Origin of the sequence: Pseudomonas sp. NFPP04 (assembly GCF_900113815.1) — a bacterium.
In the GTDB taxonomy this organism is placed as follows: Bacteria; Pseudomonadota; Gammaproteobacteria; order Pseudomonadales; family Pseudomonadaceae; genus Aquipseudomonas; species Aquipseudomonas extremorientalis.
Map to the genome: position 1 here is coordinate 1 of NZ_FOQS01000016.1, position 16930 is coordinate 16930.

The 16930-nt window shown below is 62.7% G+C and carries 10 protein-coding genes; 3 read left to right on the forward strand and 7 right to left on the reverse strand.

The features are described 5' to 3' along the window. Positions 1–1055: dermonecrotic toxin domain-containing protein (locus BM017_RS25855; RefSeq protein ID WP_371914747.1), on the reverse strand; the 1055-nt coding region annotated here is incomplete at its 3' end. Between the two features lie 320 nt (positions 1056–1375). Between BM017_RS25855 and BM017_RS25860 the strand changes: the two genes are divergently transcribed. Beyond that, entirely contained in the window at positions 1376–2410 is a 1035-nt protein-coding gene (locus BM017_RS25860; RefSeq protein ID WP_139216878.1) for a hypothetical protein, read from the forward strand. A 63-nt stretch (positions 2411–2473) separates the two neighbouring features. Then, positions 2474–7708, forward strand: coding sequence for an NEL-type E3 ubiquitin ligase domain-containing protein (locus BM017_RS25865; protein WP_092249865.1), 5235 nt, complete (start codon positions 2474–2476; stop codon positions 7706–7708). 20 nt (positions 7709–7728) lie between these two features. Here the strand turns inward: BM017_RS25865 and ureC are convergent, their stop codons facing one another. From ureC to BM017_RS25895, 6 genes are all read right to left on the reverse strand, one after another. Next, complete coding sequence (gene ureC, locus BM017_RS25870) at positions 7729–9429, reverse strand: urease subunit alpha (RefSeq protein ID WP_071491633.1); 1701 nt, start codon at positions 9427–9429, stop codon at positions 7729–7731. Between the two features lie 116 nt (positions 9430–9545). Continuing rightward, positions 9546–9851, reverse strand: coding sequence for an urease subunit beta (locus BM017_RS25875; RefSeq protein WP_092249868.1), 306 nt, complete (start codon positions 9849–9851; stop codon positions 9546–9548). Beyond that, positions 9848–10381 (reverse strand): GNAT family N-acetyltransferase, encoded by a 534-nt coding sequence (locus BM017_RS25880; protein ID WP_071491632.1) that lies wholly within the window; start codon positions 10379–10381, stop codon positions 9848–9850. The genes BM017_RS25875 and BM017_RS25880 overlap by 4 nt, the downstream gene beginning before the upstream one ends. Positions 10382–10386: 5 nt before the next feature. Next, a complete protein-coding gene (locus BM017_RS25885; RefSeq protein ID WP_092249871.1) occupies positions 10387–10899 on the reverse strand; it encodes a GNAT family N-acetyltransferase in 513 nt (170 codons plus the stop codon). 9 nt (positions 10900–10908) lie between these two features. Then, on the reverse strand, positions 10909–11211 hold the full coding sequence (gene ureA, locus BM017_RS25890) for an urease subunit gamma (protein WP_003171437.1): 303 nt from the start codon (positions 11209–11211) through the stop codon (positions 10909–10911). Between the two features lie 3 nt (positions 11212–11214). After that, positions 11215–12054 carry an urease accessory protein UreD gene (locus BM017_RS25895; protein WP_092249874.1) on the reverse strand — a complete coding sequence of 280 codons (840 nt, stop codon included), beginning with the start codon at positions 12052–12054 and terminating at the stop codon, positions 11215–11217. 252 nt (positions 12055–12306) lie between these two features. Here BM017_RS25895 and BM017_RS25900 point away from each other — a divergent pair, with 252 nt between their 5' ends. Next, positions 12307–16860 carry a hypothetical protein gene (locus tag BM017_RS25900; protein ID WP_092249876.1) on the forward strand — a complete coding sequence of 1518 codons (4554 nt, stop codon included), beginning with the start codon at positions 12307–12309 and terminating at the stop codon, positions 16858–16860. The last annotated feature ends 70 nt before the right edge of the window (positions 16861–16930 follow it).

The following is a 16930-nucleotide window of genomic DNA, read 5'->3' on the forward strand; positions in this document are numbered from 1 at the left end:
TTGACGAACTGGCTGAAGAACCGCTGATAAGCGGTGGGGCCTTCGCGCTCGGCGGGCGGGGTGTCCGGGGTGGTGAAGCGTTGCTTGAACAGCGGCGCGAGTTCCCCCAGGGAATAGCGCTTGAGCGGCGACTGCGGCTCGTTGGGGATGTACAGCAGCAACTCGCTCTCATCGCGGATCTGGGACGTACTGAAGAGAAACACCACAACGCCCGTGAGGCGGTGGTTCATCAGGCTCAAGTCGCGGAACCATACACGCTTGCCGTTCAGTAAAGGTTCGTGTTCACCGGCGACCACCGATAGCACCATGCGGTATTCGGCGTCGCTGATGTCTTTTTTCATCAGCGCTTGTTCGGCGGCCACGTGCAGGGCGGTCGTGTGGGCGACAGTGAATTTGTTGCGCAACACGGCTTGCGCCACCGCGTCTTCGGGCTCCAGGAATGCCTTGAGATAGGCCTGGTACTGCGTGCCGATATCCAGCGTGCGGCACAGGCGGGTGAATTGCTCCACGGTCAGCGTGGTGGTGACGGGGTCAAAGCCGGTTCCAGTCGCCGCCTGGACCACGAACCCCGAGGAGGCATGAAAGGCACCGGCTTCGCATTCCGCGGCTTCGAAATTGTGCAGGGCGGCTTGCAGCAGTGGCAGCTTGAGCGCCTCGAACCAGCCGGCGGTGACGTTGAAGACACCCATCGTCACGCTCTTTCTCAGGCGGATATAGGTTTTGTCGACGTCCAGCTCGACCTTGAACTGATCCTTGAGGGCCTTGACCAACAACGGCCGGGCGAAGGTGTCGATGTCCTGCAACTGGGACATGGCGTTGTCCAGCGTGCTCTGGGCCGTGAAGCCGGCGGTGATGCAGTCCATAAGCGACTGGCGTTGCGCCGCAGAGGCGTGCTGGTACCAGTCTGGCAGTGCGTCGGGCGCGGTCTTGAGTGCATCTAACTGTTGCGGCGTGGCTTTTTTCAGCCAGTCGGGGATGGCGCTCTCGAGGAAAGTGGTGTGCACACTCTCCGAGACGGCTGGGCGAATCTCGTCCATTGGGGGTAAAGCTGCCATGAGTCACTCCTTGGATTTGGGAGCGGACAGCACATCACCCGCGCAGGGACATGACGCGGTAGATAGGTATGCACAGGCAGATTAACTATCTACCGCCACCTGCAGGTGGGGAAGGCTCAGATTCAGTCTTCCTATGCTTCAGGAGCATCACCATGACCGACGAAACACGCCCAACCTCCGCTGCGACCCCTCTGCCGTCTTCCTCCGTGGGAGTGTCGTGCCAGAGTTTGATGCAGTCCCAGCCACTTTTGACCTCATTACTGCACTACACACGGCTTCGCGCTCGTATGCGTCAGCACCTCGGAATGTTTGTCGAGCAGATGCAAAGCACGGATCCGCTGGTCTACTCCCACGCCGATCCGAGGTATCAACTGTACTTCATGAAACACTGCGGCTTCTTGCCCGATGCACCGCGTCTGCAAGTGTTGGGGGGCGGGCAGGTGTACTTCGATGATCTGATTGCTTCGTCCACGCCGCCCATAAGGCTGCCCCTGAGTGAGCAGCAATTGGCGCGAGGCGAAGTGCTGGAAGAAGTGCTGCGCGTGTTGCAGCGCAGCGATCCAACCCTGCAGAAAATACCTGGGGAAGAGGGTGAGACGTTGGCGGTGCGCGCCGGCAAATTGCGCGAAACCCTGGGTCGCTATGCGGGTTGCTTCAGACGTGAGCGGATTGATGCGCTCATGCAGGCCCTCGCCAGGCAAGTCTGCCGGGACGTGCGCAGTGTGCTCGATGCCTGTCCCCATCTATCTGCGCCCATCGCTCAGCGGTTGGTAGCGACATTGAATCCCGAGCAATTACGGGCGTTTCGTAGCAGCGGTCTGTTGCCGCAGGTGCAGGCCGAACAGGCCAGGGTGTGCGAACGGTTCATCCGCGAATTCTGTCTCTATGAGGACTTGCAGTACGGTACACCGCCGGCCCTGGACAGCATGCGCTTGGGCTTGCGCTTGCTGGAGACACTGCCCGGCTGGGAACCGGGCACTCGCATTGAGCTCAAGCAGCAATTGGGGGGCGCTCCCGTGGATGCCATCGGGATCGAGACGGCTGAACCCGGCAGGATGCTGGAAGTGCCCGTCCAGGAGGATAGGCGGGATTTCTACACACTGGTCTGGGACGCATTGCGGCCCCAGGAACGCAGCCGCCTGCACTTGTCGAACCCAGAGCAATTGAGGGCTGCCGTGGAGGCGGCGGTGCTGCCTGAGACTCAGATGAACAGTCTACTGGAGAGCCCGCCCGTCGAGGATGTGACCCGCGACCTCTTCGAGTCGATCACCCTCGGCAGGGGGCGCACGAACGGACGGGGCGCGGAGCCTGGACAGCACACGCGTAACCGCGTTGACGGTCGGATAAATAGTTAACCCCGCTCCCTCCTGCGGGGGGGCTAGGATCCGGTGATCTTCAAGTCACACAGTAGTCATCCCATGTCCAAGTCCCTCGCAGTGGAACCCTCCGCATCGTCCGCACCCATCGATCAAGGCCAGCATTACACGCTGATCAAACAGGCCATCGCACCATGCCTTATCCAGGCCTCGCCTGAGCGTCGTCAGGCCCTCAAAGAGACTGCGCCGCAAATTCCCGACTGGTACGCCGCCGCCTCCCAGGTCCAGAAGGACCAGCTCAAGACCCTGATGGATGCGCGCTGCGATGCGCTCAACCAGTTGGAAAAGTCCATGGGCAAATTGCAGTCAGTGACTGCGTTTGCCCAGCCGTTGCTGGAGGCGGCCTTGAAAAAAGCGGGCTTCGAACTGGACGTCCATCAAACCTGGCTGCGGCTTTATTCACCGGTGGAAGATGCCTTCGGCCGGCCAACGGGCGGGTTCAAGAGCAAGTCCTTTTCGTTGTTGCAGGCGGCGTTGAACAACTTCGAAGCGCGGGAGGCCGAGAAGGGATTTTTCAACCAATCCTCAGGCTTTATCACCCCACCCGATGCGCGCGGCCAGTTCGAACGCCATGCCACTTCGTTGCAGATCGAAACCTTTGTGCAATTGTGCCGTGACCTGGACCTTGGCGCGCAGTACCAGGCCTACCTCAAGACCTTCCTGGAACCCCAGGACGCGGTCGCCGAGGGCTTGCTGCGCGAGCGCTACCTGACCCACCAGAAAGCCGCGTTCAAGGCGGCGGCCTACCTGGCCCTGATCAAGGGTGATATCGACGCGAGCGATCATGCCTTGCTGATGCGTGTGCTGGCCGGTGAACAATCGATCATGCTGGGCGACAAGCAAGTGTGGTACCGCGTGCCGTGCATGATGAACCTGCGCATGAGCGATTGCCTGGTCATCGACCCCTGCGTCAAATATCGCTATTCCCAATGGGTGATCATCTACGTCCCGGACGACCCCGAGCATCCGATCAAGCGGTACGCGTCATTCGCCGACTTCAGCAACGCCGTGACAGCCCGTCTTACTGCCGGCACGCAGACCCATGGCGACCGCTCCGTAGAGTTACCGGTTACCGAATACCAGCGGTTCTACAGCCGGTTCATTGATTACCGGCATCGCCCCTACTACTTTCGCCGGCTTACCGAGCTGGTGGTGGATGCACCGCCAGGATCGTTCATCGAGGATTGGTTGCGGTCCGAATGGGGCCAGTACCTCACGTCACTGGTGACGCCGTCGTACCTGCAGAGTATTCCATCGATTTTCGGTGAGCCTCGGCAGCAGATACGGGTGCCGATCAGCGCGCCGGAATTCAATATCGGCGCGAATGCGATCAAGGGGCTGTGGGAGGAAGTGGACCTGTGGCCCCATCGCTACGAAAGCTTGCGCAAGCGCCTGTATGCCGATGCGCGGGCCCAGGCCGTGAGCACTGCCGACGCGGACGATGCTGAACGTGCGCGGCGTCTTGAGCATTATCTAAATACCGGCCTGTTTGCCGTGAACCTGCTGGGCATGGTGGTTCCGCCGCTGGGGGTGGCGATGTCCCTGGTCACGGCGGGGCAGTTGCTATACGAAGTGCTGGACGGTGTTATCGAGTGGGCACAGGGGGACCGCGAAGCCGGTTGGGCGCATATCACCGATGTGCTGGAAAACCTGGCCCTGCTGGCGGCCGGTGTGGGCGTGGCTCACTTGACCCTGTCGCCCTTCATCGAGCAGCTCAAGGCGGTGCAGTTGCCCAGCGGCAAGACCCGGCTGTGGAAGCCCGATCTGTCCATCTACGAGCATACTTCGCCGTTGCCCGCCGGTTCCGTCGCCGACGCACAGGGGCTGCACCAGGTCGACGGCAAACAGCTGCTGGAACTGGAGGGCAAGCGCTATGCGGTACGGCAAGACCCGCAGACCGAGCGTTTTCATATCGAGCACCCGTCACGGGACGATGCCTATTTGCCGCGCCTGACCGCCAATGGCGAGGGCGCCTGGAACCATGAACTTGAGCAACCCTTGAAGTGGCAAGGCGCTACCCTGATGCGCCGCCTGGGGCCGGTGATGGACGGTTTCAGTGACACCGAGCTGGAACAGATCCGCCACGCCAGTGGCGTGACGCAAGACCGCTTGCGTCGGGTGCATGTCGAAGGTGAGCCGGTGCCGGCGATCCTGCTGGATACCGTTCGCCAATTCCGTGCCTATCGCGATGCGGGGACGGTGGCCGAGGAAATCGGCGCGGGCAAGCATTCCAGCGCATTGTGCAGCTTTCCAGCCTCACTGGCCGTGGACCTCACGGGTTGGCCGCAACAGCTGGCGATCGAAGCGTTTTCGGACACCGAGCCAAGCAGCCCGTCGGTGAAGTACGGCGCTCCCGGCGCTTCCACCCGCGACACCCTGCGGATCAGCCGTACAGAACTGATGAACGGCCAGTTACCCGCGCGGGTGATCGCTTTTCTCGATGAAGCCCAGATCCACACCTTGTTGCCTGGCTACACCCCCAGGACGCCGGAACTGCGCAGCGCGGCCCTGAAGACGCGCCTGCAAACCTTCGCGGTTACCCAGCGCGCGCGATTGATGCGCAGCCTCTACGCCGAGCAGCAGCCGCCCACGGACGCCGCAACCCAATTGATCAAGCGCCAGTTTGCGCGGGTCCCGACGCTCATGGTCCAGGAGTTGTTGGGAAGCGCGACTGCGCAGGAGAGAGCAGTGCTCGACACCCAGCAGCGTGTGCCGCTGCGGCTGGCGCAGCAGGCACACGAACTGCAGCAGAACATGCGCCTGACCCACGCCTACGAGGGCCTGTACCTGGAGGCGCTGGCGGATAAGGACACCGAAGCCCTGGTCGTCAATTCAGTGCCGAGGTTGGCGGGATGGAAGGACAACCTGCGCCTGGAAGTGCGTGAGGCAGAGCTGGACGGTGAGCTACGGGCCAGTTTCGGCCCGCAGCAGGCGACTGAACGCAAGGTGTTGGTGCGGGTTGGAGAGGGCCGTTACCAGGCACGCAATGTCCGCGATGAAACCCTGCATGAGCCCGACGACCTCTACTCAGCCATCCAGCACGCCTTGCCCGACGAGCACCGCCAGGCCATCGGCTTGCCGAACATCAAGCAAGGGCAGGAGCTGAAGGCCAGGATCATTGCCGCGGCGCTGCCCCGTGACCAGTTGCGCACGGTGCTTAAACTCCAGCAGCGGCGGTACCTCTTTTCACATCGGCCGTCACTGCGCCTGGCGAGCGGGAAATTGGGGTACCTGGCCAGCAACCACGGTCAGAATACGGTCTGGGGGCATATCATCGAGGAGCGCGTGCGCACCCTTTTCCCTGGGTTTACCTTCGAGCAAATAAACGCGTTCATCGACGACATGGGGTTGGAGTACCAATCCCGGCTCAAGGCCCTGGAGCTGGAGTACAAGACACTCGACAACACGTTGCAGAACTGGCAGCGCGAACACTTCAACCAGGTCACCGAGGAGCAGCGTCGTTCCGGGGCGTTCCAGCAACAACGGTTCGCCCGGCTGCGGATCGTCAAGGCCTTGCGCGAAGCCTGGCGCCGCACGGGCCCCGAGGATGTGGATATCAGCGGGTATGCCCATGGGCAAGTCCTCGACCTGTCCGGCGAAGACCTGCACGGCCAGCTTGAGCAACTGCCGCTGTTGACCGCCAATTTCGACCATGTTTCGGCCCTTGAGCTATCGGATGCGAAAATCTCGACCGACCCCAGCCCCTTCCTGCGTTATTTCAAGCGGCTGCGGCGGTTGGGCCTGGATGGCAACAAACTGAGGGTGCTGCCGGAGCCGATAGGTCAGATGCAGCGATTGACCGCACTGGACCTGTCCGATAATCGGATCGTCCTGGACACGAACGCCGTCAACCACTTGAGTGGGCTTACGGAGCTGAACTACCTGGGGCTGGAAAGCAATCCGCTTGGCCGCGCGCCCGACATCGGCCGCATGCCGGACCTGGGCATGCTGCTGCTCAGCAACAGCGGGCAGACCACCTGGCCCACGGGCTTGTTTGAGCAACCACGGGCGCGTTCGTTCGTGCTGGACCTGAGCGCCAATCGGTTGGACAGCGTTCCCCAGGTCGAACCTGGGTCAAGCCACGCAAACACCGTGGCACGTACCCGTATCAGCGTGGAACCGACGTTCATTTCTGCGCAGAATCTGGAGATCGTCAGGGGCTACCGACTGTCCGTCGGGCTGGAGCCGGACCGTACCTATCCGCTGCGGGGGGTGATGGACAGCATCCACTGGCGCAGCGGCCTGAGCGATGAGCAGTGGCAGGCCAAACAGGACACCTGGGACGCCCTGGAAAATGAGCACGGGTCCGAGCCGTTTTTCGATGAGTTGCGCAAACTGTCCGAATCGGCAGATGCACTTGAACAAGAGGGCGCGGCCAAAATCGATCTCACGCGCAAAGTGTGGAAAATGATCGAATCCGCGGCCGCCAACACAGCCTTGCGTGAAAAACTGTTTGCCATGGCCGCGGCGCCCACCACCTGTGTGGATGCCGGTGCCCAACTGTTCAATGCCATGGGCGTTGAAGTGCTGGTGGCGCGGGCGTACGACTCGCTTCTCCCGGACACGGTGGAGCGCGACTTGCTGGCTGTGGCGCGCGGCAAGTCACGCCTGGATGAACTGGGTCGGATCGCTCGTGCCCGGGTCGATGCGCTGCTGGCCGAAGGGCGCAAATACCCCGAGCGCGACGCCGATGGAGAACGCATCACCCATCGCGATGCGCAGGGCAATGCGATGCGCGACATCGACGAGGTAGAGGTCTACCTGATCTACGCGACCGAATTGGCGCCCCGGGACAAATTGCACTTGCCCTGGCAATCCGCTCGGATGATGTTCTCGGAGCCGGACGTGACCGCGGACATGATCGAACAGGCCCGCAAGCGAGTGCTCGCCCTTGAGGAAGGTAACCTGTTGCGGCAATCGATCAGTGAGCAGCCGTTCTGGCTGGATTATCTCCGGCAGGCCCACACAGAGCCCTTCAGGACGCTGCAAGGCAAGGCAGAGGCCTGGCTGGATCTGCGCGATGCCCAGCAAGCCTGGCTCGACGCCGCTGATCCGGTGCAAAAGGACCGTTGGCGCAGCGAGGTACTGCGGCTGGCGGAACACCTGGGCAAGCCGGCCGCCGAGGTGCCGCCGGGGGCACTGATGACCCAGGCGCAGCTCGACGCCGAAATGGAGAAACTGGCGGCGCAAGACCGGGCCCAAGTGGAAAAGCTCACCGACGAAGCGTTACAGCGCGCCAAGTTGGACAGCATCGAAGACTTGTACCAGGACTTGTAACCGGACGCAGGCCGTACACCTCAGAACAGGAAGTAACGCTGGGCCATCGGCAGCACATCCGCCGGTTCGCACCATAACAGCACGCCGTCGGCCTTGACCTGGTAGGTCTGGGGATCGACGTCGATGTCGGGCAGGTAATCGTTGTGGATCAAGTCGGTTTTCTGCACGTCGCGACAACCCTTGACCACGGCGATCTGCTTTTTCAGGCCCAGGGCCTCGGGCAGCCCGGCGTCACGGGCCGCCTGGCTGATGAAGGTCAGGCTGGTGGCGTGCAAGGCGCTGCCAAAGCTGGCGAACATCGGCCGGTAGTGCACCGGTTGCGGCGTGGGGATCGAGGCGTTGGCGTCGCCCATGAGGCTGGCGGCAATCGCGCCGCCCTTGAGGATCAGCGTCGGCTTGACCCCGAAGAACGCCGGGCGCCACAGCACCAGGTCGGCCCACTTGCCCACTTCGATGGAGCCGACGATATGGCTGACGCCGTGGGTAATCGCCGGGTTGATGGTGTACTTGGCGATGTAGCGCTTGATCCGGAAGTTGTCGTTGCCTGCACCGTCGCCCGGCAGCGGGCCGCGCTGTCTTTTCATTTTGTCGGCGGTCTGCCAGGTGCGTGTGATGACTTCGCCGACGCGGCCCATGGCCTGGCTGTCGGAGCTGATCATGGAAAATGCGCCAAGGTCATGCAGGATATCTTCGGCAGCGATGGTCTCGCGGCGGATACGGCTTTCGGCGAAGGCGACGTCTTCGGCGATGCTCGGGTCGAGGTGATGGCAGACCATCAGCATGTCCAGGTGTTCGTCGATGGTGTTGCGGGTGAAGGGCCGTGTCGGGTTGGTGGAGCTGGGCAGCACATTCGCAAAGCCGCAGGCCTTGATGATGTCCGGCGCGTGGCCGCCACCGGCGCCTTCGGTGTGGTAGGTGTGGATGGTGCGGCCCTTGAGCGCGGCGAGGGTGGTTTCGACAAAGCCGGACTCGTTGAGGGTGTCGCTGTGGATCGCCACTTGTACGTCGTACTCGTCGGCCACGCTCAGGCAGTTGTCGATGCTGGCGGGGGTGGTGCCCCAGTCTTCGTGCAGCTTCAAGCCGATGGCGCCGGCCTTGACCTGCTCGATCAATGGCTCGGGCAGGCTGGCGTTGCCTTTGCCGGTGAAGCCGATATTCATCGGGAATGAGTCGCTGGCCTGGAGCATGCGCGCCAGGTGCCACGGGCCAGAGGTGCAGGTAGTGGCATTGGTACCGGTGGCGGGGCCTGTGCCGCCGCCGATCAGGGTGGTGACCCCGCTGTTCAGGGCCTCTTCGATCTGCTGCGGGCAGATGAAGTGCACATGGCTGTCGATGCCGCCGGCGGTGAGGATCATGCCTTCACCGGCGATCACTTCGGTACTGGCGCCGATGGCCATGGTCACGCCGGGCTGGATATCCGGGTTGCCGGCCTTGCCGATGGCGTGGATGCGGCCATTTTTCAAGCCCACGTCAGCCTTGACGATGCCCCAGTGATCGATGATCAAGGCATTGGTGATCAGGGTGTCGACCACTTCATGGGCGAGCAACTGGCTTTGGCCCTGGCCATCGCGGATCACTTTACCGCCACCGAATTTCACTTCTTCGCCGTAGACGGTGAAGTCCTGTTCGACCTCGACGAACAGCTCGGTGTCGGCCAGGCGGACCTTGTCACCGACGGTGGGGCCGTACATGTCGGCGTAGGCTTGGCGGCTGATTTTCATGTGGTTGCCCTGAAGATATGTGTTGAATGTGAGATCGCTATCGGGGGCAAGCCCCCTCCCACCTTGATGTGTGAACACGGTCAAAATGTGGGAGGGGGCTTGCCCCCGATAAGGCCCTAAAGATCACCCATGATCCGACCTGCAAACCCGAACACCCGCCGCCCACCGCTCAAATCCACCAACTCGATTTCACGGCTTTGACCAGGTTCAAAGCGTACCGCCGTGCCCGCCGGAATATTCAGGCGCATGCCACGACTCGCCGCCCGGTCAAACGTCAGTGCGTCATTGGTCTCGAAGAAATGGTAGTGCGAGCCCACCTGAATCGGCCGGTCGCCACTGTTGGCCACGCTTAGAGTGACGGTGCGCCGGCCCACGTTGAGTTCGATGTCGCCAGGCTGGATCCGGTATTCGCCAGGAATCATGCAGGTTGCCCCAGTTTCTTGAAGTAAATGGCGGTCGGGCTGTAGCGCCCGTCCGGGCTTTGGCAGTAGTCGGGCAGTTCACCGAGCCTGGTGTAGCGCAGCGACTGGTAGAAGGCTTCGGCCGGTGAACCGGCTTCGGTGTCCAGGTACAGCAGGCCGCGCTGGTGCTGGCGTGCGGCGAGCTCCAGGGTGTGCATCAGTTGCTGGCCCAGGCCATGACGCCGCGCGCTGCTGTGTACCAGCAACTTTTGCACTTCGGCGCGGTTGAGGCCGTTGGCTTTTTGGCACAAGGCCAATTGCACACTGGCGATCACCTGTTCGTCGCGTACCACGACCCAGAGCAACAGGCTGGCGTCTTCAATACTCGCCTGCACAGTGCTCAGGTAAGCACGCGCCTGGGCCTCATCGAAGTCCGCCATGAAGCCGACCGATGCGCCGTGCCTGACGGCATCCAGCAACAACTCGATCAAGCCCGGGCGGTAATGGGCAAAACTTTCTGCATTGACTCGACGCAGGTGCGTGGCGTTCATCGTTTTCACTCCTGGGGCGGTTCGGCGCCCGGGTTCAAGGCCAGTTGCATGAAGGTCAGGTCCAGCCAACGGCCGAACTTGATGCCTACCTGCGGCATTTGCCCGGTGGTCACGAAGCCCAATCGTTCATGCAGGCGCACGGAAGCCAGGTTGCCGCTTTCGATGGCGGCGACCATCACGTATTTACCGCCTTCCCGCGCACGTTCGATAAGCGCTTGCATCAGGCGTGGGCCGAGGCCTTTGCCACGCTGGTCGTGACGCACATACACCGAGTGCTCGACGCTGTAGCGGAAACCTTCGAAAGGGCGCCAGTCGCCGAACGAGGCATAACCGGTGACTTCATCGTTTTCCAGCGAGACCAGGATCGGGTATCCCTGGGCATGCCGCGCACTGAACCAGGCCTGGCGATTGCCCAGGTCCACCGGCTGTTCGTTCCAGATCGCTGTGGTGTTGAGTACCGCATCGTTGTAGATATCGCGGATCGCCGGCAAGTCGTCTTGGGTCGCATCACGAATCATGACCAGGCCTCACGCGATGGGTTGGTGGACGGTGACCAGTTTGGTGCCGTCGGGAAAGGTGGCTTCCACCTGGATGTCCGGAATCATTTCCGGGATGCCTTCCATCACCTGTTCGCGGCTGAGCAACGTGGTGCCGTAGTGCATCAGGTCGGCCACGGTGCGGCCGTCGCGGGCGCCTTCCATCAGCGCGGCGGAGATGTAGGCGATGGTTTCCGGGTAGTTGAGCTTCACTCCGCGCGCCAGCCGGCGCTCGGCCACCAGGCCTGCGGTGAAGATCAGCAGTTTGTCTTTTTCCCGTGGGGTCAGGTCCATGGTTCAGGTACTCCAGATTCGTGGTGAAACGGCTTCCCGGCCGAGCACCGCCGGGCGCAACAAGCGCCATAAATCGATCAGCCATGCCCGCGCCAGCAGTGCTTCACTGGCCAGGCAACGGGCGACCAGCAAGCCGGGCAATTGGGTCAGGTCGCCGCGTACTGCATGGGGCAGGGTGCGGCAGTGTTCCAGTAAGTCTGTGTCGATTTCACCGGTGAGCAGCAGCGTCGCGAACACCGGCTGGCCGTCCAGCCCGATGGGCGACTCCAGCAAGCCGTCGGCGCCCACAATGCGCTGGCGTTCATGCCAGAGCAACCGGCCGTCGCGGCGGATATCCAGATGAGACTGGAAATGCCCCAGATCGAAGCGCTCGCCACTGGCCGGGCGACCCAGGGCGACCACGTCCCAGTAAAACAGACGGGCATCGCCCTGCAGGTCGATGCGCGTGGTGAGCTCGGCCTGGGCCGCACTGAACACGATGGTTTCCTGGGGCAGCCATTCCAGGGTGGCGCCGGCTTGCACGGTGAGTTTCAGTTGCTGATAGGCAGGGCCGCAGGCGCGATACCACTTGGCCGCGCCGGGGCTGGTCAATTGCGCCCAGGCGCCTTCGGCGACATGCGCGCGGATATCCAGGCGGTCACCGCCGGCAATCCCGCCGGGCGGGTGCACGATGATGTGCTGGCACACTTCGGGGCCCTCGGCGTACAGGTGCTTCTGCACCCGCAGCGGGCCCAGGTGGCGACGCATCACCGGGCGGGTGGTGTCACCGATTCGGGCGTAGCCGAGTTCCAGCTCGGCATGCCAGCTGGGGGTGAACAGGGCGGTGGAGGCGGGCAGGTTCATGGTGAATGCAGGTGGTCTTTTTTTAGGCCGTGCCTGGGTAAAGCAAAGGACGTGCCGGGGGCAAGCCCAACGTCACGGTGGGCAGGCGCAGTGAATTGCGCCGTATTGGTGCGCCATGGTCGAGCACGGCCCGCTCGCTGAGCCGTTATGGTGCGCGCACATTAGTTATCTAACGCCTGCTCTCTGCGCCCCTCGCCAAGATGGTGGCACTGTAAGGGTGGTGGTCCACCCTTTTATCAAGGAGTGAACTGCATGACCTATTCCGCCCAGACCCTGTTGCACCGCCTGAGCCCACCTTTTGGCGCGTTGAATGATGCCGCACGTTACGCGGCGGCGCAGATCGACAGGACCAAGGGCCGATCCTGCGGCGGGTATATCTTTACCGACGCGCAGGGCTACTGTCGCGCTTCGTACCCTCAAGAAGGGCGGTTGGAGGATTTTCTGTTCAGCGATGTCGAGACCATGGTCCCGGCCTTCGTTCAGATGCGAAACCATGGCTATCAATACGAGGCATACTACTTCTGTGATATCGACCGTCATGCCCAGATCAGCCGCCTGCGCCCGGGCTGGTCGGCCTCCCGCATTACCCTCACGCAAAGTGTCCCCTGCTTCGAGGCCGTATTGGCGACCAGCTTTTTAAGGGTGTTCTACACCGTTGGGCCGCAAGGCTCCCTGGTCAGGTTCGTGCTCAATGAGGGGCCGATGCCACAGGACTTTGTCCTGCGCATGCGGGCTCGGCTGAAGGGGCAGGCGACACCGGCGCTACCCTTGGACAGCGAGCCGGTCGAAGCCTACATCCAGGAATTGCTGGCGGTCGGCCAAGTATCGGTGGTCGTCAGCTCGCCGGTCTGGGCGGGGTGGCGTGCAGACCTGTCCAGCCAGTGGCGTGCCTACTTGCCCAATCCGAACCCCATTGTCCAAGAGCCTTACCTGGGGCCGATCCTGGACGACCCCGAAAAGGTCATGGCGCTGGTCCATGAGCAACTGCTGCGTAATCCCGACGCGCAGCAAGTCGGATTCATCCTCAAGCACCGCAGCCGCCAGGCATTCATGGCGACCGAGCCGGTAGTGGTGGCTCAGGTGCAGTTCGATCCAGCGGTTGTGTTTCGGTCGGACGACGACGGCAATTTCTTTATCCCGCATATCTGGACACTTGTGGGGGCCTATACATTGTGTGCCGATGTGCCCGCGCCGCCGAAGGTCAGGCAACCGTGGTTGTATGAGCGCTTTATCCAACCGCTGGCGTTGGCCCATGGTATCAATTTGTCCAGGGTGGTCACCGGCGGGCCCGGGTTCGGGTTTTATCTGAGCACTTATGACGGTGCGCAACTCAAGTTGCTGTTCGCCAATGCCCAGGCGCAGTCGCCATTTTTCAATCCAACACCGACGTCGCAGCGCGGCATCGACAACAACCTGAATGCGGGGTTGGTGGCGGGCGTTATGACGCCCCTGGAGTTTGTACGGAAAGTGGCTGCAGCCAGCGAGCTGACGGTGCTGCGCACCAGCCTGTTGTGGGACGTTCCCGGACGCGTCGGTGCGCAGTGGAAACCCTATGCCCGTCATGCCCTGACCTTTGGTCCGGCGTTCGTGATGGCTGATGATGCCGCGCGCTACGCCCACGAGCAAATCGGCAGCCGGCGCGATCACAGCTACATCGGCCTGATTCTGCAGCGTGATGATCACCGCTTCGTCGCGACCGAGCCGTTGGCAAACCCAGGCGGGCGTTTCGACTTGAGCCAGGTCTACCCGCTGGACCGCCATGGCCAGCTCATCTTGCTGCCGAAGGGGCATCGTGTACGGGGTATCTATAGCTCGCGCAGACGCGCCGAGAACGGCGCTTTCAAGTGGTCTGAAGAGGAAGCGGCAATCGCGGGCCAGATGTTTACGGACACGGATTTGCATGCTGTGTTCGGCCTGCAACAGGACGTCCCGCTGGCCTACCTGTCGGGCTCGGCGGACAGCCTGCTGTGCTATGAGCCGTTTGCGCCGGGCATGGCCCATGACCTGCGTGCCCGCGTCGCCCCTGGCCCCGGTGGCAGTGAAGTGCAGCACCAATTGCAGGACGGCACGTTGCAGCCTGGCGACCTGGTGCGCGAAACGGTCTTGGGCGGGTTGCTGCGGGTGGTGGTGGGCAGCCGGGTCTGGGGGCCTGCGGGCAAGGTGGAGAGCGACTGGTCCGGGCCGTTCGAACCCGATGAGTACCGGGTTGCCTCACCACCGGAACTGGGCCCCGTGTTTGCCACTGCCGCCCAGGCCGTGGAGCACGCCTGTGCCCGTGGGCGCACGCGCTACGCCATCGGCGCGAGTGGCCTGGGGTTGGTGATCAAGCATGTGACGCTGGATGAGTTCGCTGCCACGCCTGTCCTGCCGGGGCACTTGCTGGATCGCCTCTATCACGCTGCAGAGTTCGGCGCCCCGGTCCTGATCGATGAGTTTCGAGTGTATGCCGTGTACTACGCCTGCCAGCGCATGACCCGCGCACTGGTGGGGCAGGAGGCCTGGCTGGCCCGCCATTTCATCGATGCGCAGGCGCTGTATCAGGCCCTCTACGATGAGCGTGGCGTGAGGCGTGGAGGGCTGATGTCACCGTTGCCGCTGTACTGTTCGCCACTCGATGGCGCACTGCTGGAGTTCCACACCCGGCAAGATCCGTTTCCCCTGTTTGTCGACGACTCCGGCCAGGTCGATCCGCAGGTGCTGCCGGCCAAGCTGGCGCTGACACTGACGCCACGCAGCTATGTCCGCCACATGGCGGCAAGTGGTCAATTGTCTGTGCGGGTGACCAGTGAATGCTGGGACGTGGCAGGGCGGGTCGGAGCCGACTGGCTGGCGTTCGCGCACATCAGCCGTCGCCTGTTGGGCCCGGTATTCAGTAACGCGGATGACGCCGCGCGTTATGCCCTGGAGCGCCTGGGCGCGCGGCGCGACCGAGTGTACGGCGGGCTGATCCTGCGGCGTACCGACGGCTTGTTCACTGCCACCGAGCCGTTGCCGGTGCAGGTCGAAGACTTCGCGCCGGGTTGGATTCGCCTTGATGAACTGGTGACGCAGGCTATGTTTCTGCACGCCAGTACCTGTGTGGCGCGTTATCACTCGCGGGTGGCGGGTGAGGTGCCCTTTGCGCTTCCCGAGCAGGAGCGCGCGGTGTACGGGAACATGTTTTCCACGGCGTTCCTGGCGGCGATACTCAGCCCTTCGACGGTGCCGCCCAGGCATTCGGTCGGGCCTGAATACCTGTTGTGCGACGACGATGCGCTGTTGTGCTACACGCCCAGCCACAGCGCGCTTGAACAGAGCCTGGAGCATAAAGTGTCGGTGCGCGGCCGCGACAAGGATCACCCCGAACGCAACGACATCGAACGCAGCTTTCGCGACGGCACCCTGACCCCCAGCGAGTTCGTCAATCGCGTTGCCCGTGCGGGTGAGCTGCGGGTTGTCCAGGGCAGTGCACTGTGGGGGGCCGCGCGCACGCTCACGCACTGGGTACCCGGTGCTGTCTCGGCCATGACGGGGCCTGTCACGGCGGATACGGAACTGACGCCGGTGTTCGCGCAACGCATTGACCTGCAGGCTTATCTGCACCGCCTGGCTGGCCCGCGTGAGCGTCTGCAGTTCGGCCTGCTGTTGAAGGCCAGGCATGTCGAGCGGTATGTGGCCAGTGTCCCGCTGCCCGGTGACAGTGGGGCATTGAGCCTGGACCGAGTGATGCTCGACGGCCTTGCGCCCCAGGGCTTCGAGCTGCTGGGGCTCTACCTGTGCCCGCCGGCAAGGGCGGACATTCTGGAGCACGACCCGTTGTACAGCCGTTTCGTGTCGCCCCAGGACCTGGCGCGCGCCTGGGGCGTGCGAACGCCGACCCATCATGCCTATTTGCCGATCTATGTGGGGTGTGTGGACGGCGCCTGGCTCAAACTGAACCCCACCAGCGCCACGCCGTTCGCCGCGGGCATGCCTTCGACCGAGATCTGGCGGCAACTTAAGGCCGGACGCTTGCAGGCCTTGGCGTATGTGCGTCAGTTAGCCGGTGCCCTGGAGATTCAGGTGGAGCAGGTCAGCACCACGTGGAGCGTGCGCGGCAAGGTCGACGCCGACTGGGTTGCCGGCACCAAGGCCGCAGACTCGCGGCAAAACCGTCCATTACTGTTCGGCCCGCTGTTTTCACACCCGGACGACGCTGCCCGCGCGACCGCCCACCGCATGGGGACATTCCAAAAGGAGCAAGGGCTGGGGGCGATTCTGGTGGATGCTGCGCGGGCTTCGTTCATTGCGGCCGAACCCCTTGAGGACCACGGTATCGAGTCATCGGTGCCGCAACGCCTGTTTCTGTATGAAAGCACGTTGCTGTTTCCCGACCCGCCGACACCGGACTATCCCAAGGGGTACCAACTGCAGGCTTGCCATCTTTTCTACAAGACAATGGGCGAGGGCTCCGGCAATGAAGACCTCGCGGCTCATTTCGTCAGTCGGGACGAGTTGGGGTTTTATCGCAACCTGTTGAAAGTGGGCGGCGTCCAGGGCGCCTTCTGCTACCTGACCACGCGTCAAGGTGCTTTGCTCAAGTACCAACCCAGGTTTACCCCGCGGGAGGAGGAGCTGTTCACTGGCCAGTTGTTTTTCGGCCCTGTCGATTACCAGCCGACTGAATGGCTGTCGCGCCTTGCCACCGATGGGCACCTGTACGTGCTGGAGCCGGATGACTACTGGACACTCAGCGGCTTGTTGCATGTGGATTGGTCGGTGCGCGACGGCCAGCAACAACCGCACATGGAGGTGCAGCCCCAGCGCCCGGCCAAGGACGAATTCTGACGCCTTGGCGCACCACACATAGTTAAGACCCTGCGGGAAGGACGGGCGCTTTAAATGTCCGTTTCCCAGA

What these genes read in the sequence shown, in the direction of transcription:
- BM017_RS25860 (WP_139216878.1), top strand. Translation starts at nt 1,376, where the DNA reads ATGCAAAGCACGGATCCGCTGGTCTACTCCCACGCCGATCCGAGGTAT.
- BM017_RS25865 (WP_092249865.1), top strand. Translation starts at nt 2,474, where the DNA reads ATGTCCAAGTCCCTCGCAGTGGAACCCTCCGCATCGTCCGCACCCATC.
- ureC (WP_071491633.1), bottom strand. Translation starts at nt 9,429, where the DNA reads ATGAAAATCAGCCGCCAAGCCTACGCCGACATGTACGGCCCCACCGTC.
- BM017_RS25875 (WP_092249868.1), bottom strand. Translation starts at nt 9,851, where the DNA reads ATGATTCCTGGCGAATACCGGATCCAGCCTGGCGACATCGAACTCAAC.
- BM017_RS25880 (WP_071491632.1), bottom strand. Translation starts at nt 10,381, where the DNA reads ATGAACGCCACGCACCTGCGTCGAGTCAATGCAGAAAGTTTTGCCCAT.
- BM017_RS25885 (WP_092249871.1), bottom strand. Translation starts at nt 10,899, where the DNA reads ATGATTCGTGATGCGACCCAAGACGACTTGCCGGCGATCCGCGATATC.
- ureA (WP_003171437.1), bottom strand. Translation starts at nt 11,211, where the DNA reads ATGGACCTGACCCCACGGGAAAAAGACAAACTGCTGATCTTCACCGCA.
- BM017_RS25895 (WP_092249874.1), bottom strand. Translation starts at nt 12,054, where the DNA reads ATGAACCTGCCCGCCTCCACCGCCCTGTTCACCCCCAGCTGGCATGCC.
- BM017_RS25900 (WP_092249876.1), top strand. Translation starts at nt 12,307, where the DNA reads ATGACCTATTCCGCCCAGACCCTGTTGCACCGCCTGAGCCCACCTTTT.